At 71.5% G+C, this 21,012-nt stretch carries 25 protein-coding genes and 1 riboswitch; of the genes, 15 read left to right on the top strand and 10 right to left on the bottom strand.

The features are described 5' to 3' along the window. Positions 1–24: 24 nt before the first annotated feature. From P0Y48_01350 to P0Y48_01340, 3 genes are all read left to right on the top strand, one after another. Positions 25–504, top strand: a complete 480-nt coding sequence (locus P0Y48_01350; protein WEK13886.1) for a hypothetical protein — start codon at positions 25–27, stop codon at positions 502–504. Next, on the top strand, positions 501–1,079 hold the full coding sequence (locus P0Y48_01345; GenBank protein WEK13885.1) for a DnaJ domain-containing protein: 579 nt from the start codon (positions 501–503) through the stop codon (positions 1,077–1,079). The genes P0Y48_01350 and P0Y48_01345 overlap by 4 nt, the downstream gene beginning before the upstream one ends. 678 nt (positions 1,080–1,757) lie before the next feature. After that, positions 1,758–1,964: a hypothetical protein gene (locus P0Y48_01340; GenBank protein WEK13884.1), complete on the top strand. Its 207-nt coding sequence runs from the start codon at positions 1,758–1,760 to the stop codon at positions 1,962–1,964. Between the two features lie 322 nt (positions 1,965–2,286). Here P0Y48_01340 and P0Y48_01335 read toward each other — a convergent pair whose 3' ends face one another. From P0Y48_01335 to P0Y48_01320, 4 genes are all read right to left on the bottom strand, one after another. Beyond that, entirely contained in the window at positions 2,287–2,607 is a 321-nt protein-coding gene (locus tag P0Y48_01335) for a multidrug efflux SMR transporter (GenBank protein WEK13883.1), read from the bottom strand. 9 nt (positions 2,608–2,616) lie between these two features. Further along, positions 2,617–2,681, bottom strand: a riboswitch (guanidine-III (ykkC-III) riboswitch). Between the two features lie 56 nt (positions 2,682–2,737). Then, positions 2,738–3,589, bottom strand: coding sequence for a CPBP family intramembrane metalloprotease (locus P0Y48_01330; protein ID WEK14978.1), 852 nt, complete (start codon positions 3,587–3,589; stop codon positions 2,738–2,740). A gap of 10 nt (positions 3,590–3,599) precedes the next feature. After that, positions 3,600–4,265: a tRNA (guanosine(46)-N7)-methyltransferase TrmB gene (gene trmB, locus P0Y48_01325; protein WEK14977.1), complete on the bottom strand. Its 666-nt coding sequence runs from the start codon at positions 4,263–4,265 to the stop codon at positions 3,600–3,602. Between the two features lie 151 nt (positions 4,266–4,416). After that, positions 4,417–5,256, bottom strand: a complete 840-nt coding sequence (locus tag P0Y48_01320; GenBank protein ID WEK13882.1) for a DUF3097 family protein — start codon at positions 5,254–5,256, stop codon at positions 4,417–4,419. A 235-nt stretch (positions 5,257–5,491) separates the two neighbouring features. On the opposite strand from P0Y48_01320, the gene P0Y48_01315 reads away from it, so the two are divergent. The 4 genes from P0Y48_01315 to P0Y48_01300 all read left to right on the top strand — a co-directional run bounded on the left by P0Y48_01315 (position 5,492) and on the right by P0Y48_01300 (position 9,651). After that, positions 5,492–7,483, top strand: a complete 1,992-nt coding sequence (locus P0Y48_01315; protein ID WEK13881.1) for a TPM domain-containing protein — start codon at positions 5,492–5,494, stop codon at positions 7,481–7,483. 75 nt (positions 7,484–7,558) lie between these two features. Then, positions 7,559–8,296: a PspA/IM30 family protein gene (locus P0Y48_01310; protein ID WEK13880.1), complete on the top strand. Its 738-nt coding sequence runs from the start codon at positions 7,559–7,561 to the stop codon at positions 8,294–8,296. Positions 8,297–8,392: 96 nt separating this feature from the next. Next, positions 8,393–9,202 carry an arginase family protein gene (locus P0Y48_01305; protein WEK13879.1) on the top strand — a complete coding sequence of 270 codons (810 nt, stop codon included), beginning with the start codon at positions 8,393–8,395 and terminating at the stop codon, positions 9,200–9,202. Continuing rightward, positions 9,199–9,651 carry a Fe-S oxidoreductase gene (locus P0Y48_01300; GenBank protein ID WEK13878.1) on the top strand — a complete coding sequence of 151 codons (453 nt, stop codon included), beginning with the start codon at positions 9,199–9,201 and terminating at the stop codon, positions 9,649–9,651. The genes P0Y48_01305 and P0Y48_01300 overlap by 4 nt, the downstream gene beginning before the upstream one ends. Before the next feature lie 54 nt (positions 9,652–9,705). On the opposite strand, the gene P0Y48_01295 is transcribed toward P0Y48_01300, so the two are convergent. Genes P0Y48_01295 through P0Y48_01285 form a run of 3 tightly spaced genes read right to left on the bottom strand, consistent with a single transcriptional unit; the run spans position 9,706 to position 11,429 of the window. Beyond that, complete coding sequence (locus P0Y48_01295) at positions 9,706–10,194, bottom strand: SIP domain-containing protein (GenBank protein ID WEK14976.1); 489 nt, start codon at positions 10,192–10,194, stop codon at positions 9,706–9,708. A 49-nt stretch (positions 10,195–10,243) separates the two neighbouring features. Next, positions 10,244–10,954, bottom strand: coding sequence for a tyrosine-protein phosphatase (locus P0Y48_01290; GenBank protein ID WEK13877.1), 711 nt, complete (start codon positions 10,952–10,954; stop codon positions 10,244–10,246). Continuing rightward, positions 10,947–11,429, bottom strand: a complete 483-nt coding sequence (locus tag P0Y48_01285) for a carboxymuconolactone decarboxylase family protein (GenBank protein ID WEK13876.1) — start codon at positions 11,427–11,429, stop codon at positions 10,947–10,949. The genes P0Y48_01290 and P0Y48_01285 overlap by 8 nt, the downstream gene beginning before the upstream one ends. 97 nt (positions 11,430–11,526) lie before the next feature. On the opposite strand from P0Y48_01285, the gene P0Y48_01280 reads away from it, so the two are divergent. The 8 genes from P0Y48_01280 (at position 11,527) to P0Y48_01245 (ending at position 19,081) form a co-directional block, all read left to right on the top strand. Then, a complete protein-coding gene (locus P0Y48_01280; protein ID WEK13875.1) occupies positions 11,527–12,444 on the top strand; it encodes an alpha/beta hydrolase in 918 nt (305 codons plus the stop codon). Between the two features lie 156 nt (positions 12,445–12,600). Next, entirely contained in the window at positions 12,601–14,112 is a 1,512-nt protein-coding gene (locus P0Y48_01275) for an ABC transporter substrate-binding protein (protein WEK13874.1), read from the top strand. Continuing rightward, positions 14,109–15,059: an ABC transporter permease gene (locus P0Y48_01270; protein WEK13873.1), complete on the top strand. Its 951-nt coding sequence runs from the start codon at positions 14,109–14,111 to the stop codon at positions 15,057–15,059. The genes P0Y48_01275 and P0Y48_01270 overlap by 4 nt, the downstream gene beginning before the upstream one ends. After that, entirely contained in the window at positions 15,056–15,967 is a 912-nt protein-coding gene (locus P0Y48_01265; GenBank protein WEK13872.1) for an ABC transporter permease, read from the top strand. The genes P0Y48_01270 and P0Y48_01265 overlap by 4 nt, the downstream gene beginning before the upstream one ends. Beyond that, positions 15,964–16,764, top strand: coding sequence for an ABC transporter ATP-binding protein (locus tag P0Y48_01260; GenBank protein WEK13871.1), 801 nt, complete (start codon positions 15,964–15,966; stop codon positions 16,762–16,764). Before P0Y48_01265 ends, P0Y48_01260 begins: the two co-directional genes overlap by 4 nt. Continuing rightward, positions 16,761–17,576, top strand: coding sequence for an ATP-binding cassette domain-containing protein (locus P0Y48_01255; GenBank protein WEK13870.1), 816 nt, complete (start codon positions 16,761–16,763; stop codon positions 17,574–17,576). Before P0Y48_01260 ends, P0Y48_01255 begins: the two co-directional genes overlap by 4 nt. A gap of 10 nt (positions 17,577–17,586) precedes the next feature. Continuing rightward, the gene (locus P0Y48_01250; GenBank protein ID WEK13869.1) at positions 17,587–18,714 is read left to right on the top strand and encodes a M4 family metallopeptidase; all 1,128 of its coding nucleotides are present in this window, start codon (positions 17,587–17,589) and stop codon (positions 18,712–18,714) included. Then, entirely contained in the window at positions 18,698–19,081 is a 384-nt protein-coding gene (locus P0Y48_01245; GenBank protein WEK13868.1) for a hypothetical protein, read from the top strand. Before P0Y48_01250 ends, P0Y48_01245 begins: the two co-directional genes overlap by 17 nt. Here P0Y48_01245 and P0Y48_01240 read toward each other — a convergent pair. Genes P0Y48_01240 through P0Y48_01230 form a run of 3 tightly spaced genes read right to left on the bottom strand, consistent with a single transcriptional unit; the run spans position 19,064 to position 20,884 of the window. Beyond that, positions 19,064–19,681 (bottom strand): GNAT family N-acetyltransferase, encoded by a 618-nt coding sequence (locus tag P0Y48_01240; protein WEK13867.1) that lies wholly within the window; start codon positions 19,679–19,681, stop codon positions 19,064–19,066. The genes P0Y48_01245 and P0Y48_01240 overlap by 18 nt on opposite strands. Before the next feature lie 4 nt (positions 19,682–19,685). After that, entirely contained in the window at positions 19,686–20,384 is a 699-nt protein-coding gene (locus tag P0Y48_01235; protein WEK13866.1) for a uracil-DNA glycosylase, read from the bottom strand. Next, positions 20,384–20,884 carry a phosphoribosyltransferase gene (locus P0Y48_01230; GenBank protein WEK13865.1) on the bottom strand — a complete coding sequence of 167 codons (501 nt, stop codon included), beginning with the start codon at positions 20,882–20,884 and terminating at the stop codon, positions 20,384–20,386. Before P0Y48_01230 ends, P0Y48_01235 begins: the two co-directional genes overlap by 1 nt. Between the last annotated feature and the right edge of the window lie 128 nt (positions 20,885–21,012).

Genomic DNA, 21,012 nt, shown 5'->3' with positions numbered 1-21,012 from the left:
CGTTCTCATCTGGGAAGGGAGCCCGTGGCCAGAACGATCCGCGTCGCGGGCGTGCCCGCCGACTTCCGCGTGCCTCGCGGATGGCCGGTGCCGACCGATCGCTGGATCCGCACGAACGCGTTCTGGGTGCCGCCGGCCGACTGGACACCCACAACCCACCTCCGACCCGCGCCCCGCGGGTGGCGATTCTGGCAGCCCAACCCCCTCTGGTCGCAGAGCCAGGCGCAGCTCTACCGGCGAGCGCGCATCTGGCTGTACGCCGGTTTCACGCTGATGCTCCTCGGGGTCGGCTCCCGGATCCTCGGCAGCGTGACGCGGGACGACGCATTCGCCCTCCTCTCGTTCGCCCTCCTCGGCGTCGCCCTGGCGAGCTACATCGTGCACGCCGTCGTCTGGGCCCGCATCACGCGCGGCACCCTCCAGCGGTTCGCCGAGATCGCCGAGGAGAGCCGGCGCCGGTACCTCACGCGCGAGTATCAGCGCTATCTCCTGGATGCCGGATGACCCTCGACGAAGCACGCACCTGCCTGGGCCTCGACCGCGACGCGAGCACCAGCGACATCCACCGGGCGTTCCGCGCACGGGCACGCGAGGTCCATCCCGACCGTCACCCCGGCGCGCACGACGCCGACCGCGCACGGCTCGCGAGCGAGTTCGACCGCGCACGGGCCGCCCGCGACGCGCTGCTCTCGTGGGCCGCGCTCGCACCGGCGTCGCCGGGTGGGGCGTCGGGTGCGGCGTCGGGGCGGGAGGCTGCGCGGGGGCCGGAGGATGCATCGCACCGCGCGTCATCGGCATCCTCACCCGCGGACGCGCCCTCGCACCCGGAAAAGGCCCCGACCGATCCCCCGCCGCGCCGGCGCGCCCGTCCGCGCACGAGCGAAACCCGACGTCCGGAAGCGGCGCCCCGCGTGACGATGCGGTTCGAGGAGTTCGTCGCCTTCACGGATGCCGCGGGGTTCGGCATCGGCAGACGTTCGCGGCGCTGGATCGACTGGCCGCGCGTCATCGCCTGGTCGAGCGTCGGCGTCCTCGCCGCCGCGATCGCCGTCGCGGCCGCGTTCACTGCACTGCTCTAGCCCGCGCGCGGGGCGCGGGTGCGCGGGTGTCGGTGGGTGTGGGTGCGCCACCCGGCGCGGGTGCCACACGCGAGTGCGCCACGTGGATGCCACACGCGGGTGCGCCACCGCCCGACGCGCGCCACCCACCCGGATGCCAAAACTGCGGAGATATGCACGATCGCGGACGCCGCGGCATCCGGGGCTCCGCGATCCTGCACATCTCCGCAATCCTGTCCCGGGAGGCGCCGCACGTGGGTGCGCTACCGGCCGTAGTGCCCGACGCGGGTGCCACCCGCCCACGCGGGTCCCACCTGCCACCACGGATGCCAAAACTGCGGAGATATGCACGATCGCGGACGCCGCGGCATCCGGGGCTCCGCGATCCTGCACATCTCCGCAATCCTGCCCCGGGCACACGCGAAGATCGCCCCGGAGCCGAAGCTCCGGGGCGATCATCAGTGCGTTCTCGGTTCCTGTGTCGGTTCCTCTTCCGAGGTTCTTTCGTTTCCGTTTTCCTTCGCGAGACCAAAGATACTCAGCCCCGAATCCGCGTCAATACTTCGCCCGAAAGTCACCTCTCGTTCACGTTGAAGGTGAAACTGGGGCCCTCCTCGCGCGCAGGATCATCCTTCCGATGGATGCCGATGCGACCCGCGGGCGACGCGGCATCCGCGTGCGGATTCGTACCGTCGAATCATGGCCACCGCGACCGTTCCACTCCCGCTCTCCCCCGCCCGATCCGCCCGGACGGTCGCTGCTCGCGGGGCGTCGGCGACGGTCGCGGCGGTGCTGTCGATCCTCGGCAGCATGGCAGCCATCGGCATCGCCGCGCTCGGCCTGCTGGTGGTGCCGGTCGCAGCGCTGGTCGTGTTCGGGCCGGTGTTGCTCGACCTGCTGCGCTGAGGGCGGGTGCGTTTCGTCTCGCTGCGCTCGCTCAACGACCGGCCAGGGGACGCGGGGGTACGTTTCGTCTCGCTGCGCTCGCTCAACGACCGGCCAGGGGACGCGGGGGTACGTTTCGTCTCGCTGCGCTCGCTCAACGACCGGGGCTCCTCCGCTCGCTCAACGACCGGGGCACCTTCGCTCGCTCAACGACCGGGGCACCTTCGCTCGCTCAACGACCGGGGTGGACGCGGCGGGTGCGTTTCGACTCGCTGCGCTCGCTCAACGACCGGGGCTCCTGCGCTCGCTCAACGACCCCGGGGGCACCGCCCGACCGGGGGCGTCAGTGCTCGCCGACGAGCTTCAGGCCCACGACGCAGCCGACGAGACCGAGGATGAGCAGGGTCTTCACGATCGAGAAGTCCTCGTCGCCGGTGATCATCGCCCACGCGACGGTGAGCGACGCACCGATCCCCACCCAGACGGCGTAGGCCGTACCGGTGGAGATGTCGCGCATGGCCCACGCGAGACCGCCCATGCTGGCGGCGAGCGCGACGCCGAAGACGACCGTCGGCCACAGGCGCGTGAAGCCTTCGGACTTGCCGAGCGACGTGGCCCACACGGCCTCGAGCACTCCGGACACGATGAGGATGACCCACGACATGACGAGCTCCTTGGCCAGTCTTGTCGCTCACCGGGTACTGATCCGTCGTCCGGGGACCCTGTCGAGGTCCGCGATCGAGGCTACCCGAGCGCCCTGATCACCGCCTGTGCACCGACAGCCACCGCCAACCTCAGGGCGCGGCGACGAGGAAGAGGCCGTCGAGGAGCCCCGGATTGTGCGCGTGGACCAGCACCCCGAACACGACGGCGTCGAACAGCAGGTGCACCGTCACGACGTAACCGAGCGATCGGGTGCGCAGGAAGATGATCGCCTGGAGCAGCGCGAACGGGATGGTGAGCACCGGTCCCCACGCCTGGTACCCGAGCTCCCACAGGAACGACACGAACACGATGGCCTGCAGCACGTTCGCGGTCGCGTCGGCCAAGTGACGGCGCAGCAGCACGAAGCACGTGCAGATGAAGAACAGCTCGTCCCAGATGCCCACGGCTCCCACGCCGACGAACAGCCGCGCGATGAGGTCGGGCGTGTCCACCACCGGCCAGTTCTGATAGACGCCGGAGGTGATGAAGTAGAAGGGCAGGATCAGCCAGCCGAGCACGAGCACGGCACCGAGCCACGCCCACTGCCAGCCGCGCCACCGTCCGCCGCCGCGCCACGGGAAGCGGATGGCGTGGTCGCGGTAGAACCACCGCGACAGCGCGTACGGCACGACGACGGCACCGCCCAGGGCCAGCGTGAATCGCAGCATGGCGAGGTTGTCGAGCTCGGCCTTCAACGGCACCGAACTCACGATCAGCAGCCCCACGGCGATGAGCGAAAGGTCGCGGGTGAGCGACGGACCGGCATCCCTCACGCGTCCACGCTCGCGAGCGAGGGCGATCCCGAGCCCCGCGGCGAGCAGCAGCCACCCGAGCCACGGCAGCAGCAGCACGAAGAACGCCGGTGCCGCCAGGCACACGAGGAGGGCCGGCACGACGTCGAACGAGACGATCGGACGAGGGGATGCCGGGGCGCGTTCGATCACGGCGCCATCACCCCCGGGGACGGCGCCGGTAGGCGAGGTCGCGGATCTCCCGGCCCTTCGCGAGCCCCTTGCGTTCGAAGGCGGTCATCGTGCGCCCCGCGAACCGCGGTGCCCACTCCCCCTCGAAGTCGGGAGTGAACACGTCGGCATCCGAGAGCACGTCGCGCATCTGCAGCGCGTAGTCCTCCCAGTCGGTCGCGAGCCGCAGCACGCCACCGTCGCGGAGCGCCCGAGCCGCCTGCGGCACGAAGGCGGGCGCGATCAGGCGACGCTTGTTGTGCTTCGCCTTGTGCCACGGGTCGGGGAAGAAGACCCAGATCTCATCGACCGACCCCTCGGGCAGGAGGTGCTCCAGCACTTCGGGGGCGTTCGCCTCGACGAGCCGGAGATTGTGCACGCCGGCGCGGTCGGCGTCGAGCATCGCGCGCGCGAGCCCTGCGCGGAACACTTCGACGGCGAGGAAGTCGATCTCGGGCTGCGCGCCGGCGGCGTGGACGATCGCGTGCCCCTGACCCGATCCGATTTCGACGATCAGCGGCGCGACACGTCCGAACACGGCCCCGGGATCGACCGTCGACCCGGGAAGGACGCTCGTGGATGCCGCGTCGCGCTCGACCGGAAGGAGATACCGTCCCGACAGTTCCTCCCACGCCCGGTCCTGCGCGTCGCTCATGCGCCCGCTGCGGCGCACGAAGGAGACGGGCTTGTCGCGGTAGCGGGGGGCGGCCGGGGACGGTTCGGGCTCGGTCACCCGTCCAGGCTACCCAGCCACAGGGCCGGCCACTGGACTAGCCGGTGCACCAACCACAGCGCCGCCGCCCGTGTCAGCCGTCGACCGTGACGAAGTCGATGAGTTCCTCGACGCGGCCGAGCAGCGCTGGATCGAGGTCGCGGTAGCTGTGGACCCGGCCGAGGATGCGCTGCCAGTTGCGCGCGAGGTCGACGGGCGTCTCGGCGGGCCACCTGAGCGCGCGGCTCACGCCGACCTTCCACTCGATGCCGCGCGGCACCTCCGGCCACGCCGGGATGCCGAGGGCACGCGGAGTGACGCACTGCCACACGTCGACGTGCGGGTGACCCACGATGCGGACGTACCGGCCGTGCGGGCCGCGAGCGACCGCCTCGGCGATGCGGGTCTCCTTGGAACCGGGCACGAGGTGGTCGACGAGCACGCCGTAGCGCCGGTCGGCCGACGGCGGGTCGTCGCGCAAGACGGCGTCGAGCAGGTCGACCCCCTGCAGGAACTCCACGACCACGCCCTCCGCGCGCAGGTCGTCGCCCCACACCTTCTCCACGAGCTCCGCGTCGTGCTTCCCCTCCACGAGGATGCGCGACGCGCGGGCGACGCGGGCGCGCGCCTGCGGTGCGGCGAACGAACCGGATGCCGTTCGCGTCGGAGCCGCCGATGCCGCCGCGGCGGGCGCGACGAGCTGCACGGCCTCACCGTCGACGAGGAACCCGCTGCCGAGAGGGAAGAGGCGTCGCCGTCCGTGCCGGTCCTCGAGCGCGACATGACCGGCCTCGATGCCGACCACCGCCCCGCAGTACCCGTCTCCGGCGACCTCGACGACGAGGTCGCGGTCGGCCGGCACCGTCGGCACCACGCGCCGCCCGACATCCCGCCACCCTGCCGCGAGCACGTCGCTTCCGTATCTGTCGTCCATCGATTCCTCCGAGTGCGCGAGCCTAACCCGGATCGCGAAGAGGCTCGGGGAGGCACGCGCACGGCGACCCCGGCGCATCCCTCGGAGCCCGTCCGGAGCGGTCGCGCGCACACAACGGAAGGTCTGGGCGGATCCACAGGCGGCGGGCGCCGGATCGCCTATCGCCACATGCGCGACGGGGCATAGACTCGCCGAAGGGGCGGGGCGCAGGTCCCCGAACGAGGAGGATCCACCGATGCGATCGCGTTGGATGTTGGCGCTCGCAGCCACCGTCTCGATCGTGCTCGGCAGTGCCCTGCCGGCATCCGCGACCGACCCGATCCCGCTCGGCAGCGGGCGCGTCCTCGATGACGCGGGCGTCCTCTCCGCCTCTCAGGAGCAGGCGGTGCAGGCACGCTCGGAGGGCCTGTCGGCATCCTCCGGCGTCGACCTCTGGGTCGTCTACGTCGACCAGTTCACCGATCCGACGAGCGCGGAAGGCTGGGCGAACGCGACCGCCGAGCTCAACAACCTCGGCCCCACCCAGTACCTCCTCGCGATCTCCACCGAAGGGCGCGCGTTCTTCCTGTCCGGCTACTCCGAAGGCCCCGTCTCGTTCGATCAGCTCGGCGCGATCGAGCAGGACCGGATCGCGCCGGCACTGCAGTCCGGCGACTGGGCGGGTGCGGCCACGGCCGCGGCGGACGGACTGGCGGATGCCGTCGGCGGCGGTTCCGGCGGCGACGCGAACTCGTCCGGCGGCCTGGGCGGCGTCCTGTTCGTCGTGCTGCTCGTCGTCGTCGTGGGCGCGCTCATCTTCTTCGTCGTGCGCGCGCGCCGGAAGTCGCGCGTCACCACCGGAGGCGCGACCCCGCAGGCACCGCAGGTGCCGCTGGAGGAACTCGCCCGGCAGGCCTCGTCGGCGCTCGTCGACACCGACGACGCCGTGAAGACCAGCGAGCAGGAGCTCGGCTTCGCGCGCGCCCAGTTCGGCGACGCGGCCGCCGCGGAGTTCGAGACCGTGCTCGCACAGGCCAAAGCCGACCTCGACACGGCATTCTCGCTCAAGCAGCGCCTCGACGACGAGAACCCCGACAGCGAGCAGGACGCCCGTGCGTGGAACGCGCAGATCCTCGAGCTCTGCGCCCGCGCCAACGCCGCGCTCGACGAGAAGGCGGCCGCCTTCGACGAGCTGCGCCAGCTCGAGCAGAACGCGCCCGAAGCGCTCACCCGCGTGCAGGAGATGCACACGACGGTCGCCGCGACGATCGACGCCGCCGCCGCTCGGCTCACGCAGCTGCAGACCGCGTACGCCCCCGAAGCCCTCGCTCCCGTCGTCGACAACCCCGAGCAGGCCCGTCAGCGCCTCACCTTCGCGCAGGAGCAGCTGAACGCCGCCCAGACCGCCATCGGCGCCGGCGACGGCGGCGAGGCGGCCGTGAGCATCCGCGCGGCCGAAGACGCCGTCGCGCAGGCTCGGACGCTGCAGGATGCCATCGGGGTGCTCGCCGACGACCTTGCCGAGGGCGAGCGCGACGCGGCGGCGCTCATGGCCGAACTGGAGAAGGACATCGCGACGGCGAGCGCCCTCCCCGACGCGGACGGCCGCGTGGCCGGTGCGATCGCGGCGACTCGGCAGCAGATCGACGCGGCCCGCCCGCTCCTGGCCGGATCGGCCAAGCGCCCCCTGTTCGCGCTCGAGAACCTCGAGAGGGCGAACGCGGAGATCGACGCCGTGCTCGCCGACGTCCGCGACGCGCAGGAGAAGGAGCGGCGCGCGGCTCAGCAGCTCAGCCAGCTGCTCGCGCACGCCCAGGCGCAGGTCTCCGCCGCCGAGGACTACATCAGCTCCCGGCGCGGCGCGGTAGGAGCGACGGCACGCACCCGGCTCGCGGAGGCCGGCTCCTCCCTCGTCCAGGCGCGCCAGCTCGCCGCGACCGACCCGGCACACGCGCTCGCGGCCGCCCAGCGCGCCAACGATCTCGCCGCCCAGGCCCTCCAGCACGCGCAGAACGACGTCGGCGCGTTCGGCGGCGGGGGGTTCGGCGGCGGCAACGGCGGCGGGGGCGGGAACGTCATGGGCGCCGTGCTCGGCGGCATCCTCATCAACTCGATGCTCGGCGGCGGCGGAGGCGGCCGGCGCGGCGGGGGCGGCATGCCCTCGTTCGGAAGCCGCGGCGGCGGCATGAGCTCCGGCAGCTTCGGCGGCGGCGGCACCCGCTCCCGCCGCGGAGGAGGCCGATTCTGACTCCCCTCGACCACGTGCGCGGGCGACGCCCCGCACCTCACACCACCCACACCTCCCGCTAGGAAAGGAAAACCGATGGCAAAGCAGTCCATCTTCGGCCGCATCTCGACCCTCGTGAAGGCGAACATCAACGCCCTGATCGACCAGGCCGAAGACCCCCAGAAGATGCTCGACCAGCTGGTCCGCGACTTCACCAACAACATCGCCGACGCCGAGTCGGCGATCGCCGAGACGATCGGCAACCTGCGCCTCCTCGAGCGCGACCACGCCGAGGACGTCAAGGCCGCCGCCGAGTGGGGCAACAAGGCGATCGCCGCCAGCCGCAAGGCCGACGAGCTGCGCGCGACGGGCAACACGACGGATGCCGACAAGTTCGACAACCTTGCGAAGATCGCCCTGCAGCGTCAGATCGGCGAAGAGAAGGAAGCGGCCGCGATCGCGCCGTCGATCGCGGCGCAGACGGAGGTCGTCGACAAGCTCAAGGACGGCCTCAACGGCATGAAGCAGAAGCTGGAGCAGCTGAAGACGAAGCGCTCCGAGCTCCTCGCCCGCGCCAAGACCGCCGAAGCGCAGAACAAGGTGCACGACGCCGTCAAGTCGATCGACGTGCTCGACCCGACGAGCGACCTCGGCCGCTTCGAGGACAAGGTGCGCCGTCAGGAGGCCCTCGCGGCCGGCAAGGCGGAGATCGCCGCGTCGTCGCTGGACGCCCAGTTCAACGAGCTGGAGGATGTCGGCGAGCTCACCGAGGTGGAGGCGCGCCTGGCCGCGCTGAAGACCGGCGGCACGTCCGCACCTGCTCTCGAGCAGTAAGCAACCACACGCAGCGCCGGGTGTCGTCCGCGACGCCCGGCGCTGCGTCGTCGTGCGGCGGGCCGCGAGGCGCTCGCACGGGAGGAAGATGACATCATGACGCGTTTCCTGGTCGTGCCCCAGTGGCAGGGTTCGCCCGCCGCCCGGGCCATGCTGCTCGTCGACGGCGCCGATGCGATCGCCGGCGACCTCCCCCGTGCGTCGTGCACGCGCGTGGAAGTTCCCGTGGAGGCCGGAGAGTCGCTGGACACCGGCATCCGTCGCTTCAGTGCGCTCCGACGCGTGCGGGAGAGCCTTACCGAGGCGCTCGACGCGTCCGAGGAGGTCGCTCTCGTCGTCGGTGGCGACTGCGGCGTCGCGGCGCCCGCGATCGCGCACGCGGCAGCCCGGCATCCGAAGCTCGCCGTCGTCTGGTTCGACGCCCACGGCGACTTCCACACCCCCGAGACCTCCCCGTCGGGGGCGTTCGCGGGCATGGTGCTGCGCGCGGTCACCGACGGCGGGCCGCTGGGCGACGCGAGCGTGCCCGCCGAGCGGGTCGTCCTCGCCGGTGCGCGCGAGTTCGACGAGGCCGAAGGGGCGGCGGTCGCCGCCGCGGGCGTGCACCACGTGCCCGCCGATGCCCTCGGAGACCCCGCCGCCCTCCTCGCCGCGGTCGACACCCTCGACGCCGACGCGCTCTACATCCACGTCGACCTCGACGTGCTCGATCCGGCCGTGCTCTCCGGGGTCGCGCGTCCCTTCCCGTTCGGGCTGCAGGCGGAAGAGCTCACCGGCGCGATCCGGGCCCTCCGCGAGCGCCTCCCGCTCGCCGGCGCCTCGATCGCGGGCTTCTCGCCCTCGTCGCCGCACGCGGCGGTGGACGACCTCGGCACGATCCTCCGCGTCGTGGGGTCTCTCGCGTGATCGCCCGCCCGCCGGCCGGGTGGCGTGATCGCGCCGCCCTCGCCGTCACGCGCGGCGAGCGCATCGACCGGTGGATTCCCGGCATCCTGCTCGACTCCCCCCTGAGCCTCCTCGGCTACGCGTGGGGCACGACGGTCGGGTGGGTGTGGGGATCGCTGTGGTCGACCGGGCGCGTCGAGCGCCGGGAAGGCCTGTGGGTGTTCACGGGGATGCCGTCGTGGAGCTACGGCCGCGGCGGCGTCTGCGTGGGCGGGTGCTTCCTCACCGGGACTGCACCGGTCACCGACGCGCTCCTCCGGCACGAGGCGACGCACGCACGCCAGTGGCGGCGGTACGGCTTCCTGATGCCGCTGCTCTACCTGCTGGCGGGGCGCAACCCGCTCACCAACCGCTTCGAGATCCTCGCGGGCCTCGAAGACGGCAACTACGTGCCTCGCGGCGCGCGCTGATCCGTGGGATCAGCCGAGTCAGCGGGTTCAGCCGAGTCAGCGGGTTAAGCCGGGTCAGCGGGAGGTGGCGAGTCCGAAGCGGGCGGGGGTGTGGATGCCGTCGGCATCCAGTCCGAGCACGTCGGTCAGGTGGTCGAAGATGTCGGCCGTGCCGAGGAAGCCGCCCAGCAGGTGCACCTGCGTGTGGTGGCCGTGTCCCTGCTCGTCGTCGCACAGCATCTCGTCGGCCCAGGCGGTGACCGCCCGCGCGAGCGCCTGACCGGGAGCGCACGCCCGACCCGAGCCGGGGGCACCGGAGCGCGAGGACCGATCCAGCCACGTCACGATCATGCGCGGAGGGACGACGAGCTCGCCGATGGCCGCGGCATCCGGAACTTCGACGAACACCCGGCCGGTCGAGCAGATCGGCAGCGTCGACAGCAGGAGCTCCAGATCGCCGAGCGACTGCTCGTCGGCGGTGATCAGGTGCTGGACGCGCGTGTGCTTCGCGGCGCGGCAGACTCCGGGACCGTGCGCGACGGAACCGGGAGCGGTGGCGGGCATCGTGGACATGACACCACCATCATACCTCGCGGGTAAGGCATGCCTCACCTCAGTCGGCGACGAGCGTCCGCCGCAGTTCCCGCACGTCGTCGTCGGACAGTCCGTGCGCGCGGAGGAACTCGACGGGTGCGCCGAATCGATCGCGAAGATCGTCCAGCAGCCCCCGCATGACGGGGGCCGGTGAGCGCGTCGCGAGATCTGCGAGGTTGCGCGCCTCAGGGTGGAGGCGTTGCAGATAGGACAGCACGCGGGCATTGCGCTCGGCTGGGAGGAGTGTCTCGGTGCGGGCGTAGTCCGCCACGATCGCGTCTTCGTCGACGCCCGCCGCCGCGAGCGTCAGCGCCACCGCGACCCCCGTGCGGTCCTTCCCCACCGTGCAGTGGACGAGGAGCGGCGCATCGTCGACGACCCCGCGCACGATCTGGACGATCGCCTCCGACGACCCGTCGACGAGCGTGCGGTAGAGGTCGGCGAGAGTGACGTCCTCTTCGAAGAACGACGACGCGGAGCCGGCGAACAGGGGCACGCGTCGCGTGACGACGGGAAGGTCGCCGAGGTCCGTCGGCTCGTACGCGATCTCGGCATCCTCCCGGAGATCGACGATGTGGCGCAGCCCCAGCGACCGCAGCGCCGCACGCCCCTCCTCACCGACGCGGGCGAGATTGCCCGAACGGAACAGGACGCCGTGCCGCGTGACGCCCGACCCCGCGGGGAGACCGCCGACGTCGCGGAAGTTGAGCGCTCCGGCGACGTCAGCCATCGGCAGCGGTCGACCGCCGCGGAGGCACGGGGTACTTGCCGGCGATCGTGATGCGGTTGAACGCGTTGATGGAGACGAGCAGCCAACTGAGCGCCACGTACTCCGATTCGGACAGGATGCCGCCGACGTGGTCGTACACGTCGTCGGGAAGACCCTCTTCGTGGATGAAGACGTAGCGTTCGGCCAGTTCCAGCGCCGCGCGCTCCCGCGCCGAGAACACGCCCGACTCCCGCCACGTCGCGAGCTGGGCGATCTCGTCGGCGCTGATGCCGGCGGCCACGGCCCGATCGACGTGGATGCGCACGCAGTAGGCGCAGCCGTTGAGCTGGGAGCTGTGGATCAGCGCCAGCTCCTTGAGGCGGTCGTCGATGCCCGCCTCCGCGGCGAGCTTCCCCACGGTCTGCGAGAACGCGTCCAGCGCGTCGTACGCCGGCCGCGCGGAACGGGAGAGGTGCACGCGTCGTTCCTCGGTCATGCGTTCAGCCTACGGCGGCACCCGCGAGGGAGCGGGGTCTGTTGCGTCCCGTCTCGACGTCGCGCCCGTCGCGGCGGGTATCCGGCAGGATGTCGGCATGAGCGACGAGTTCCAGTTCCTTCCCGCGCAGGCCGCCGACCTCGGTGTCGCCGCGCCGCCCGTACGTCGGGTGGCGCACACCCTGCCGGACGGGCGCACCGTCAGCGCGCTGGCGTACGGCGACGGCGAGCCCCGGGTCACGTTCCTCCACGGCGCCGGACTGAACGCCCACACGTGGGACACGACGATCCTCGCGCTCGGCCTCCCCGCGCTCGCGATCGACCTGCCCGGCCACGGCGACTCCTCCTGGCGGGACGACGCCGCCTACGCGGGCCGCCCCCTCGCCGCCGACATCGCGCCGGCGCTGGCGGCGTGGACCACGTCACCGCAGGTGCTCGTCGGCCAGTCGCTGGGAGGGCTGACGGCGGCCGCGCTCACCGCCGCTCACCCCGAGCTCGTGCGGGTACTCGTCGTGGTCGACATCACGCCGGGGATCGACCCGCAGGGGGATGCCGCGGGGATCCGCGCCTTCTTCGCCGGCCCCGTCGACTGGGCGAGCCGCGACGAACTCGTCGATCGGGCGCTGGCGTTCGGCCTCGGCGGCTCCCGCGAGGCCGCCACGCGCGGCGTCTACCTCAACTCTCGCGTGCGGGAGGACGGCCGCGTCGAGTGGAAGCACCACTTCGCGCGCCTCGCGAACGCGGCGGCCGCCGACCCCGCGGGCGCGGCGGCTACTCAGCAGCAGCACGACGCGCTCCGCGGCGCACTCTCCGCCTCGGGATGGGACGACCTGGATGCCGTCGGCGTCCCGATCACCCTCATCCGCGGCGATCGGGGTTTCGTGACCCCCGGCGATGCGGAGGAGTTCTCCCGCCGCGTGCCGACGGCATCCGTCGTGGTCGTGGCCTCCGGCCACAACGTCCAGGAGGAGCTTCCCGTCGAGCTCGCGCGCCTCGTCGGCGCGATCGCCGCGTGACGATTACCGAACGTTCGTGACGCCGGATGTCCGCAGCACGCCCGGCGGACTCTAGGCTGTAACGCGCACCAGAGTCGGCAGCTCGCCGCGACGCACCGTGAAGCCCGGTGCCCCGAACCGTCGCGCGACCTGCCCTTGCGAAAGGATCGCCACCCCATGCTCCGTCGTCCCACCCTCGTCGCCGCCGCCCTCCTCGCGGCCGGCGCCTTGCTGCTGTCGGGCTGCACCGGCGATCCCGCGCCGGAGGCCACGCCGACCGCGATCACTCCCGACCCGAACGCGTCGGTCGACATCCGCCTCGTGCTCGAGCCCGGAAACCTCGACATCCGTGAGACGGCCGGCGCCGCGCTCGACCAGATCCTGATCGACAACGTGTACCAGGGGCTCGTGTCCCGCACGCCCGAGCAGGACATCGAGCCATCGCTCGCGAGCGACTACGAGATCTCCCCCGACGGCCTCACCTACACGTTCACGCTCCGCGAGGGTGTGCTCTTCCACAACGGTGAGGAGCTGACCCCGGAAGACGTCGTGTGGTCGCTCGAGCAGGTGCGCGACACCGAGACGTTCCGCGACTCGGCGCGCCTCGCGAATGTCGAGTCGATCACCGCCGACGGGCAGACGATCACGCTGTCGCTGAGCTCGCCGGACTCGACGCTCCTTTGGAACCTCACCGGTCGCGCGGGCCTCATCCTCAAGAAGGGCGACAAGACCGACCGCAAGACGGCGGCCAACGGCACCGGCCCCTTCACGCTCGAGAGCTGGAAGCAGGGCGACAGCATCACCTTCGCCCGGAACGAGGACTACTGGGGCGAGAAGGCGAAGGTCGCCGAGGTCGTCTTCAGCTACCTCCCGGACAATCAGGCGGCTCTGGCGGGTGCCCTCGCCGGCGACTTCGACGCGCTCACCGGATTCGACGCGAACCTCACCGACCAGATCGAGGCGGGCGGCGACTTCACGGTCGAACTGGGCGCATCGACCGACAAGGGGACGCTCGCCTTCAACTCCAAGAAGGCACCGCTGGACGACGTCCGCGTGCGTCAGGCGATCCGTCAGGCCATCGACAAGGAGGCGATCGTCACGGCCCTCGGCGCGGGCACGACACAGTACGGCCCGATCCCCGAGCTCGACCCCGGCTACGAAGACCTCTCGTCTGTCGCCCCCTACGACCCGGAGGCGGCGCGTGCGCTCCTCGCCGAAGCCGGCGCCGAGAACCTGTCGCTGACGCTCACCCTGTACAGCGGCTACGGCACGACCGTGTCGCAGATCCTCGTCTCGAATCTCAACGACGTCGGGATCACGCTCAAGGTGGATGCCGTCGAGTTCCCGACCTGGATCAACGACGTGTACATCAACCAGGACTACGACCTGAGCTTCGTGCTCCACACCGAGGCGCGCGACTTCGAGAACTGGGCGAACCCCGCCTACTACTTCACGTACGACAACCCCGAGGTGCAGCGTCTCTACGCCGAATCGATCGCGTCGACCGATGAGGCCGCCGCGGCCGACCTGCTGAAGCAGGCAGCCCGGATCGTGTCGGAGGACCACGCTGCCGACTGGCTGTACAACGGGGCTTCGGTCGTCGCCGTGAGCAGCGGAATCGCGGGGCTCCCGTCGGTGAACGTGAACGAGCGCCTTAACGTCGCCGAAGTGGTCAAGAGCGCGGAGTGATCCGCTACGCGCTGACGCGGCTGGCCCTGCTCCTGCTGGGTCTGCTCGTCGCCAGTGCGCTGATCTTCCTCACGCTGCGCGTTCTCCCCGGCGATGTGGCTCAGCTCATCGCCGGGCTGAACGCGACGCCCGAGCAGATCGAAGCGATCCGCGACCGGCTCGGTCTCGACGCTCCCCTCGTGGTGCAGTACCTGCAGTGGATCGGCGGCATCCTCACCGGCGATCTCGGCAGTTCGCAGCTCACCGGAACCCCCGTGATCGACGAGCTCCTCCAGAAGGCCGAGGTGACGATCCCGCTGGGATTGATGGCCCTCACCGTCGCGCTCCTGATCGCCCTCCCCTTCGGAGTGCTGTCGGCCGTGCGACGCGGCCGCCGCGACGGCACGGCGCTCAACGTCGGCGCACAGACGATCGCGGCCGTCCCGGTCGTCTGGGCGGGGATGATGCTCGTCATCGTGTTCGCCGTGTGGCTCGGCTGGCTGCCGGCTCAGGGCTTCCCTCGCGAGGGCTGGGACGATCCGGCGCGCGCCTTCCGCTCGTTGCTGCTCCCGGCCGTCACCATCGGGGTGATCGAGGGGGCGATGCTCATGCGATTCGTCCGGTCGGCGACGCTCCAGGCGGTGGGACAGGACTACGTGCGCACCGCCGCCGCGAAGGGGCTCACCCGCACCCGCGCCCTCCTCCAGCACGGCCTCCCCAACGTCGGCCTGTCGATCATCACGGTGCTCGGGCTGCAGGTCGCCGGCATCCTCGTCGGAGCCGTCGTCATCGAGCAGCTCTTCGGGCTCCCCGGCATCGGCCGCATGCTCGTGGCCGACGTGGGCAACCGCGATCTTCCGAAGGTGCAGGGCGAACTCCTCGTGCTCACCGGCTTCGTGCTCGTCGTGGGGTTCGTCGTCGACCTCCTCCACCGGGTCATCGACCCCCGGCAGCGGGAGGCGGAATGACACCCCGAGCGACGACATCCCCTGACGGCCCGGGCCGCTTCGCGTGGTTGCGGCGGCTGTGGCAGCTGTCGACCGGCCGTTTCGGCATCCTGGTCGTCGCCGCCATCGGACTCGTCGCGCTCGTCTCGTGGGTGTGGCTGCCGTTCGATCCGCAGCGGGTCGACATCGCCGCGCGCTGGGCGCTCCCGGGGTGGCCGCACCTCCTCGGCACCGACAACAGCGGGCGCGACATCCTGAGCCTGCTGATGGCGGGAGCCCGCACGACCGTGTGGGTCGCTCTCGGCGCGGGGCTCGTGGCGACGGCCATCGGGCTCGTCCTGGCCGCGCTCGGCGCCCTCACGGCGCGGTGGGTGCGCGAGTCGGTCGCCGTGCTGGTCGACATCCTCATCGCGTTCCCCGTGCTGCTCATCGCGATGATGATCTCCTCGGTGTGGGGAGGGTCGCTGTGGGTCGTGATCTTCTCCGTGGGCATCGGCTTCGGGGTGAACATCGCCCGAGTGACGCGTCCGGAGCTGCGGCGCGTGCTCCACAGCGACTTCGTGCTGGCGGGCCGCGCGAGCGGTCTGACGCCCCTGCAGAACCTCTGGCGCCACCTCCTCCCGAACGTCGCGCCGGTGTTCATCGTCCAGCTCTCGTGGGGCATGGCGGTCGCCGTGCTGGCCGAAGCCGGCCTCAGCTACCTCGGTTTCGGGGCGCCCTCCACCGAGCCGTCGTGGGGGCTGCTGCTGAAGGAGCTCCAGGCGTACATCACGGTCTATCCGCTGAGCGTCGTCTGGCCGGGCCTGACCATCACCCTCACGGTGCTGGGGCTCAACCTCCTCGGCGATGCGCTCCGCGAGGCGACCGACCCCACGCTGTCCCGTCGCCGATCGGCCGCGCAGAGCCACCAGCCGGCGGTGATCGCATGAGCCTCGAAGTACGCGACCTCGTGATCGAAATCGGCGACCGCCGCGTCGTCGATCGCATCTCCTTCGACGTTCCCGACGGCGCGCGGCTCGGACTGATCGGCGAATCGGGGTCGGGGAAGTCGCTGACGGCGCTCGCGCTGCTCGGACTGCTCCCGGAGGGCGCACAGGCGACCGGCAGCATCCGGTGGAACGGTCGCGAACTGATCGGCCTCTCCGACCGGGAGCTCGCGCGGCTGCGCGGCGACGAGATCGGCATCGTGTTCCAGGAGCCGCAGACGGCCCTCAACCCGATCCGCACGGTGGGCCGGCAGATCGCGGAGTCGCTGCGCATCCACACGCCCCTCTCCCGGGCGGAGGCGCGCACGCGTGCCGTCGCCGAGGCGGAGCGCGTGCGCCTGCCCGACCCCGAACAGATCGTCCGGCGCTATCCGCACCAGTTGTCCGGGGGTCAGCGTCAGCGCGTCGCGATCGCGATGGCACTCGCCTGCCGTCCGCGGCTGCTGATCGCCGACGAGCCGACGACGGCCCTCGACGTCACGATCCAGGCCGAGATCCTCGACCTCCTCGGGTCGCTCGTCGCCGACGACGGAATGTCGCTCGTGTTCATCACACACGATCTCGCCGTCCTGTCGCAGGTCGCGACGGATGCCGTCGTGCTCGAAGACGGACGCGTCGTCGAGCAGGGCGCGCTGTCGACGCTGCTGACCGCGCCGTCCTCCCCCGTGACGCAGGGCCTGCTGCGCGACGCGACGGCGACGCTGTGGCGACCGACGGGCGCATCGGGAGGCGAGCGATGAGCACCCTGCTGAGCGGACGCGGACTCACCCGACGATTCCGGGCGCCGGCCCTCCGGCCGTTCGGACCGCCGCGGTGGACGACTGCCCTCGACGACGTCGACATCGACGTGCGCGAGGGCGCCGCGCTCGGCATCATCGGCGAGTCCGGCTCGGGGAAGTCGACGCTCATCCGCATCCTCCTCGGACTGGACGCGCCGACGGCGGGCACGGTCACCGTCGCCGGCAGAACGGTCGAGGCACGCGCGTCGGCGCGCTCCCTCCACTGGCTCCGGCGGGAGACCGGGATCGTCTTCCAAGACCCGTACGCCTCGCTCGATCCGCGCATGAGTGTGGGCCGTATCGTCGCGGAGCCGCTGTGGGCGCTCGACATCGAGGGCGACCGGCGCGCACGCGTGCGCGAGGTGCTCACCGACGTCGGACTCGAAGCCGACATGGCCGATCGGTTCCCGCACGAGTTCTCCGGCGGACAGCGCCAGCGCATCGCCCTCGCGCGCGCGATCGTGCACCGTCCGCGCCTCCTCGTCGGCGACGAGCCGCTGTCCGCCCTCGATGTGACCGTCCGCGCGCAGATCCTCGACCTGCTGCGGGAACTGCGCACGACGCAGCAGCTCACGCTGGTCCTCGTCTCGCACGACATCGGCGTCGTCCAGAACCTGTGCGACGACGTCGTCGTCATGAAGGACGGGCGGGTCGTCGAGGAAGGGCCCACCGAGAAGGTGCTCCTGACGCCGCAGGTCTCCTACACGCGACGGCTGCTGGCATCCATCCCCACGCTCTCGCCCGGCGGCCCCGGTGTCGGTCGGGCTGACTAGCCTGACCTGCATGGATGCCGAGACGACCGACCCCCGCACCGCACACCCCGCCCTCGCCCCTGCCCTCCCCCGCGACGAGGCGCACGCCATCGTTCCGGCCTACCTCCTGGCGCGGCTCGCGGCATCCGATCACCCCGGCTTCACGCGCGCGTCGGAGGCCGCCCGGGCGACGCTGGCGACCCCGCGCACGTACCGGCCGGTCCGCGCGAGCATCGACCTCACGGTCGACGGCGATGCGCTCGTGGTGGAGGCCTCACCTGATCCCGACCGCCTCGTGTCCGACGCGCAGACGCGCGAAACGCTCCCGGGTGTGCCCGTGCGCCGCGAGGGCGACGGCCCGACCGGCGATATCGCGGCGGACCAGGCCTACGACGGGCTCGGCGAGACGTTCGCGTTCCTCTGGGATGCCGTCGAGCGGGTGTCGCTCGACGGGGCGGGCGGCGCTCTCCTGGCGACGGTGCACTACGGCGAGAACTACGACAACGCGTTCTGGAACGGCGAGCGCATGGTGTTCGGCGACGGCGACGGCGAGGTGTTCACCGGCTTCACCGGCTCGCTCACCGTGATCGCCCACGAGCTCGGCCACGGCGTCATCGAGAGCGCGGGCGGCCTCGTGTATGCGGGACAGTCCGGTGCCCTCAACGAGTCGATCGCCGACGTCTTCGGGGTACTCACGGAGCAGCATGCGCGGCAGCAGACGGTCGACGAGGCATCCTGGCTCATCGGCGCCGGCATCTTCACGGACGCCGTGCAGGGCGAGGCCCTCCGGTCGATGAACGCGCCGGGCACCGCCTACGACGACGACGTCCTCGGGCGCGACCCGCAGCCGGCGCACATGCGCGACTTCGTCGACACGACGGCCGACAACGGCGGCGTCCACATCAACTCCGGCATCCCGAACAAGGCCTTCCACCTCGCCGCCACCGCCCTCGGTGGCTACGCGTGGGAGCGCGCCGGACGGATCTGGTACCTCGCGCTCACCGGCGGTGCTGTCGCCCCGACGGCCGACTTCGCCGCGTTCGCCCGCGCGACACTGGAGACCGCGACACGCGAGTACGGTGAGGACTCGGAGGAGCACACCGCCGTCCGCGCCGCGTGGGTCGGCGTCGGTGTGATCGACGATGTCGCAAGCCGCTGACCGCACCGACGAGCCCGCCGCGGAGTGCGCCCTCTCGATTCGGGTCGAGCGCACGGGCGGCTTCGCGGGGCTGACGCGCCGCTGGTCGGCGACTCCCCCGCCGGACGAGGCGGATCACTGGCGATCACTGATCGACGCCTGTCCGTGGGATGCCGCCGCGCCGCACGCGGGCTCCGACGCCGAGGCGGGCGCCGATGTCGAGGTCACGACCGGAGGCGCCGACCGGTTCTGCTGGACCGTGGTCGCCGGCACCCCGACGAGCGAGCACACCGCCGTGTTGCCAGAGACCGACCTCGACGAACCTTGGCGACGACTCATCGACGCAGTGCGCGAGGCGGATGCCGGTCGATCACCGGCCGAAGAGTGAGCGCTTCTTCCGCTTCTTGGCGTCGAGGTGCTTCTGCAGGTAGATCGTGCCGAGCCAGCGCCCGAACTTGAAGCCGACCCGTCCCATCCGCCCGACCTCGACGAAGCCGAGCTTCTCGTGCAGGGCCACCGACGCTTCGGCGCCCTTGTCGCTGATGACGGCCACCATCTCGCGGATGCCGAGTTCTTCGCACGCGGCGATCAGCGCCTCCAGGAGCGCGCGGCCGAGCCCTTTGCCGGTGGCCGCCTGCCCGAGGTAGATCGAGTTCTCCACGGTGTAGCGGTAGCCGGACTTGCCGGTCCACGGCGAGACCAGGCCGTATCCCAGGATCTGCCCCGACGGCGACACGGCGACGAGGAACGGGAGCCCGAGCTTGTGCAGGTAGTCGAACTTGTCGGTCCAGCGCGCGTGCGACCACTTCTTCTCGTCGAGGGTCACGACGGAGTTGGTGACGTAGTAGTTGTAGATCTCCCTCACGTCCGCCATGTCGGTGCGGGTGGCGGGACGGATCTCGAAAGCGAAAGGACGCTCGGGCTCGGGAGCACGGCGGAGGTGGTGCGGCAGCACACGCCGAGTCTTCTCGTACTCCTCCTCCAGCATGGGCTCAGCCTACGGGGCGCACCCGCCAGTCCACGGGGTCGGCGCCCAGATCGGCGAGGAGCGCGTTAGCGCGTGAGAACGGCCGGGAACCGAAGAATCCGCGATGGGCCGACAGTGGCGACGGATGCGCCGACTCGATCACGGGGGTGTGTCCGAGCAGCGGACGGAGGTTCGCGGCATCCTTTCCCCAGAGGATCGCGACGAGCGGCCGTTCCCGAGCGACGAGGGTACGGATGGCGTGCTCGGTCACCGCCTCCCACCCCCACCCGCGGTGCGAGGCGGGCGCGCCGGGCGCGACCGTGAGCACGCGGTTCAGCAGCATGACCCCCTGATCGCTCCACGCCGAGAGGTCGCCGTGCGGCGCCGGAGGGATGCCGAGGTCGGTCTCCAGTTCTCGGTAGATGTTCGCGAGGCTCCGCGGGAGGGGCCGGACGTCGGCGTCGACGGCGAAGGAGAGCCCGATCGGATGCCCCGGTGTGGGATAGGGGTCCTGCCCGACGATGAGCACCCGCACATCGTTCAGCGGTCGCGCGAAGGCCCGCAGGACGCTGTCTCCCGAGGGGAGGTAGCCGCGTCCGGCGGCCGTCTCGGCCCGCAGCCTCTCGCCGAGAGCGGCGATGTCGTCGCCGACGGGGGCCAGCGCGGATGCCCAGCCGGGGTCGATGAGCCCCGCCTCGGCGAGTTCCGGCAGGCCCCGTGGCATCAGGCGCTCGCCTTCGCGCCGCCGTCCTCCTCGACGACCGTGCCGCGAGCCGACCACGGGAAGTCGATCCAGAGACCCGTCTCACGCCAGGCGTAATCCGGCAGCGCGACCGAACCGGGCTTCGTGTAGATGCACACCGAGCGCACGTCCGCACCCGCGTCGCGCAGCAGCTGCACGGCGAGCGCGAGGGTGCGGCCGCTGTCGGCCACGTCGTCGACGAGAAGCACGCGCTTTCCGGGCAGGTACCCGAGGTCGAGGTCGGGCGGCAGCAGTTCCGGCGCGTCGAGCACGGTGCCGATCCCCGTGTAGAACTCGACGTTCAACGCGCCGCAGCTCTTGACGCCGAGGCCGTAGGCGATCGCCCCCGCGGGGAGCAGCCCGCCTCGCGCGATCGCGACGACCACGTCGGGCACGAACTCGTCGCCGACGATCCGCCGCGACAGATCGCGCGTCGCCTCCCCGAACCCGTCCCAGGTCAGCTTCTCGCGCTTCTGCGTCACCCGTTCCTCCTTCGTCGGCTCCAGCCTACGGCGCGCCGAGAGAGGTTCCTCCCGCTGCACGCGGTGTCAGCACGCGTGAGACTTAGACTGACGCCGTGGCATCCCGACCCGCTTCGTCCCCGCGGCCC

The sequence above is a fragment of the Candidatus Microbacterium phytovorans genome (genome assembly GCA_029202445.1).
Classification (GTDB): Bacteria; Actinomycetota; Actinomycetes; order Actinomycetales; family Microbacteriaceae; genus Microbacterium; species Microbacterium phytovorans.
The sequence above is the reverse complement of the archived record's forward strand: the minus strand, read 5'-3'. Positions and strand labels throughout refer to the sequence as shown.

Excerpts from the sequence above, each read along its gene's own strand:
- P0Y48_01290 (WEK13877.1), bottom strand. The coding sequence starts at position 10,954 with ATGGCTGACGTCGCCGGAGCGCTCAACTTCCGCGACGTCGGCGGTCTC.
- P0Y48_01260 (WEK13871.1), top strand. The coding sequence starts at position 15,964 with ATGAGCCTCGAAGTACGCGACCTCGTGATCGAAATCGGCGACCGCCGC.
- P0Y48_01345 (WEK13885.1), top strand. The coding sequence starts at position 501 with ATGACCCTCGACGAAGCACGCACCTGCCTGGGCCTCGACCGCGACGCG.
- P0Y48_01255 (WEK13870.1), top strand. The coding sequence starts at position 16,761 with ATGAGCACCCTGCTGAGCGGACGCGGACTCACCCGACGATTCCGGGCG.
- P0Y48_01245 (WEK13868.1), top strand. The coding sequence starts at position 18,698 with ATGTCGCAAGCCGCTGACCGCACCGACGAGCCCGCCGCGGAGTGCGCC.
- P0Y48_01275 (WEK13874.1), top strand. The coding sequence starts at position 12,601 with ATGCTCCGTCGTCCCACCCTCGTCGCCGCCGCCCTCCTCGCGGCCGGC.
- P0Y48_01295 (WEK14976.1), bottom strand. The coding sequence starts at position 10,194 with ATGCCCGCCACCGCTCCCGGTTCCGTCGCGCACGGTCCCGGAGTCTGC.
- P0Y48_01280 (WEK13875.1), top strand. The coding sequence starts at position 11,527 with ATGAGCGACGAGTTCCAGTTCCTTCCCGCGCAGGCCGCCGACCTCGGT.
- P0Y48_01250 (WEK13869.1), top strand. The coding sequence starts at position 17,587 with ATGGATGCCGAGACGACCGACCCCCGCACCGCACACCCCGCCCTCGCC.
- trmB (WEK14977.1), bottom strand. The coding sequence starts at position 4,265 with ATGAGCGACGCGCAGGACCGGGCGTGGGAGGAACTGTCGGGACGGTAT.
- P0Y48_01340 (WEK13884.1), top strand. The coding sequence starts at position 1,758 with ATGGCCACCGCGACCGTTCCACTCCCGCTCTCCCCCGCCCGATCCGCC.
- P0Y48_01310 (WEK13880.1), top strand. The coding sequence starts at position 7,559 with ATGGCAAAGCAGTCCATCTTCGGCCGCATCTCGACCCTCGTGAAGGCG.
- P0Y48_01240 (WEK13867.1), bottom strand. The coding sequence starts at position 19,681 with ATGCTGGAGGAGGAGTACGAGAAGACTCGGCGTGTGCTGCCGCACCAC.
- P0Y48_01235 (WEK13866.1), bottom strand. The coding sequence starts at position 20,384 with ATGCCACGGGGCCTGCCGGAACTCGCCGAGGCGGGGCTCATCGACCCC.
- P0Y48_01285 (WEK13876.1), bottom strand. The coding sequence starts at position 11,429 with ATGACCGAGGAACGACGCGTGCACCTCTCCCGTTCCGCGCGGCCGGCG.
- P0Y48_01265 (WEK13872.1), top strand. The coding sequence starts at position 15,056 with ATGACACCCCGAGCGACGACATCCCCTGACGGCCCGGGCCGCTTCGCG.
- P0Y48_01315 (WEK13881.1), top strand. The coding sequence starts at position 5,492 with ATGCGATCGCGTTGGATGTTGGCGCTCGCAGCCACCGTCTCGATCGTG.
- P0Y48_01305 (WEK13879.1), top strand. The coding sequence starts at position 8,393 with ATGACGCGTTTCCTGGTCGTGCCCCAGTGGCAGGGTTCGCCCGCCGCC.
- P0Y48_01335 (WEK13883.1), bottom strand. The coding sequence starts at position 2,607 with ATGTCGTGGGTCATCCTCATCGTGTCCGGAGTGCTCGAGGCCGTGTGG.
- P0Y48_01320 (WEK13882.1), bottom strand. The coding sequence starts at position 5,256 with ATGGACGACAGATACGGAAGCGACGTGCTCGCGGCAGGGTGGCGGGAT.